Annotated in this window: 3 protein-coding genes and 1 pseudogene; 1 reads left to right on the forward strand and 3 read right to left on the reverse strand. The window is 33.8% G+C overall.

Going from position 1 to position 1,769, the window contains the following annotated elements; translation table 11 throughout:
- A partial coding sequence (locus tag WKI77_RS07580; protein ID WP_337861218.1) for a LysE family transporter occupies positions 1–513 on the forward strand: 513 nt, incomplete at its 5' end.
- A gap of 3 nt (positions 514–516) precedes the next feature.
- Here WKI77_RS07580 and purN read toward each other — a convergent pair.
- The 3 genes and pseudogenes from purN to WKI77_RS07595 form a co-directional block, all read right to left on the reverse strand.
- On the reverse strand, positions 517–1,125 hold the full coding sequence (gene purN, locus WKI77_RS07585) for a phosphoribosylglycinamide formyltransferase (protein WP_337861219.1): 609 nt from the start codon (positions 1,123–1,125) through the stop codon (positions 517–519).
- Positions 1,126–1,268: 143 nt separating this feature from the next.
- The gene (locus WKI77_RS07590; RefSeq protein ID WP_337861220.1) at positions 1,269–1,553 is read right to left on the reverse strand and encodes a ferritin; all 285 of its coding nucleotides are present in this window, start codon (positions 1,551–1,553) and stop codon (positions 1,269–1,271) included.
- Positions 1,554–1,769, reverse strand: a pseudogene (locus WKI77_RS07595) (peroxiredoxin); the annotation flags it as partial.

The raw sequence follows: 1,769 nt of genomic DNA on the forward strand, positions 1-1,769 counted from the left end.
GCCGGCCCGCCTGGATCAGTAAATTCAATCATTGCAAATGAATCACTTAAATCAAGACTTCATGGAATGGGTGTTGGATTTGGTGCAATGACTGCGGATTTAACATTTTTTACCATAGTTTATTTGACAGATGGGATAATAAGTGAAACAGTTCTGAAAATTGTATACATGGTCGGTGGCATATTCATGTTTTATCTCGGTATATCTATAATAAGATCCAGAATACCATCAAAAACAAGAAAAGGGAATTATTTCCTTGGTTTAACAATGGGGCTTACAAATCCATTCCAGATTATATGGTGGTTTACAGCTGGTTTTTTTCTATTAAAGGAACTTAGCATATTTTCGGTTACAGGCTTATTCACAGGCATTGTAATATGGATATTTTCTTTTCCTTATGTAATATGGCGTTTTGGAACTGGATATGAAAAGTACATTAAAATTGCTTCTGCTGCAATAATATTCGGTTTTGCAGTATATATATTATATGCAGGGACATTATTGATTATTTAACAATTAATCTCTTATTACTCTTTTCCCATTAATTGTATATCTTTCCGTGAGTAGCAAATTTATTGAATATACAAGAGATTTATGTTCCTCCTCATGTATTTTTTCTTCCAGTGTTTCCGGTGTTTCATAATCAGATACTTCCACAACTCTCTGGTCTATTATCGGGCCATCGTCAACATCATTTGTTGCAAAATGAACTGTACATCCTGAATACCTTGCCCCGGATTTTATAACAGCCTCATGCACCTTTTTTCCGTAATAGCCTTTTCCCCCAAATGCTGGAAGAAGAGACGGATGCAGGTTTATGATTTTATATTTGAATTCATTAATTATAGAATCTGGAAGTATTTTCATATATCCATCAAGAATTATAAGGTCAGGTTCTTCTGCTTTAAGCAAAGATAAGATTAAATTATTGTAATCCCTGCCCGCTGCATCTACAAGAACTGAAGGTATGCCATTTTCCTTTGCCCTCTGAATTACATATGCTCTTTTATTGTTGCAGATTAATTTTGAAATTTTCCCATTATTAATAACGCCATTATCAACTGCGTCAATTATAGCCTGAAAATTTGTTCCATTGCCTGAAGCCAAAACCATAATATTTTTCATGGTTCTTTATGGCAACTATTATAATTAAGGTTTATTTTTCAAAACAACTGCTTCATATATAAAGCATGCAACGGACTGTGGCTCAATAATCCAATTTTAAATAAAAAATTAAGTAGTTATAGTATTTTATATTGAAAATATGTTCAATCTCCAAGTTCTTTCAATTCCTTCTTAGAGAACAGTATTTCCTTTAATTCTTTATCAAGCTCAGGGTCATTTCTTCTCAAGAATTCAAGAAGCAATGAAAAATGTTCCTTTTCATCATCCCTGTTGTGCTTAATTACATCTTTCAGTGCAGAATTCTTTGTCGCATTGTATCTTTCATCATAGAACATTATTGCCTGCATTTCCTCTATTAATGATTGCCTGGCCCTTGATAAGTCCAGTGTCTTTTCATCAAGATTTTTTTCTGTTTCATACATCGGCATTTAATTCACCTCTTTCATTCTTGCTACTTCCTTTGCTTCCTTTACATCTTCCTCTGGCGAATCTTCGTATGTTAGCCACCATGCATATCCCTTGTACTTCTTCACCCTTTCAGGTATATCAGATATTGTTGCTGGCGGTGGAATTATAAATGAGCTCTTCATAATTTCATTATCAGGCCAGTTTGCAGGCGTAGCTATTTTATATTTATCAACCAT

This window comes from Ferroplasma sp., assembly GCF_037442045.1.
Classification (GTDB): Archaea; Thermoplasmatota; Thermoplasmata; order Thermoplasmatales; family Thermoplasmataceae; genus Ferroplasma.

Excerpts from the sequence above, each read along its gene's own strand:
- purN (WP_337861219.1), bottom strand. The coding sequence starts at position 1,125 with ATGAAAAATATTATGGTTTTGGCTTCAGGCAATGGAACAAATTTTCAG.
- WKI77_RS07590 (WP_337861220.1), bottom strand. The coding sequence starts at position 1,553 with ATGCCGATGTATGAAACAGAAAAAAATCTTGATGAAAAGACACTGGAC.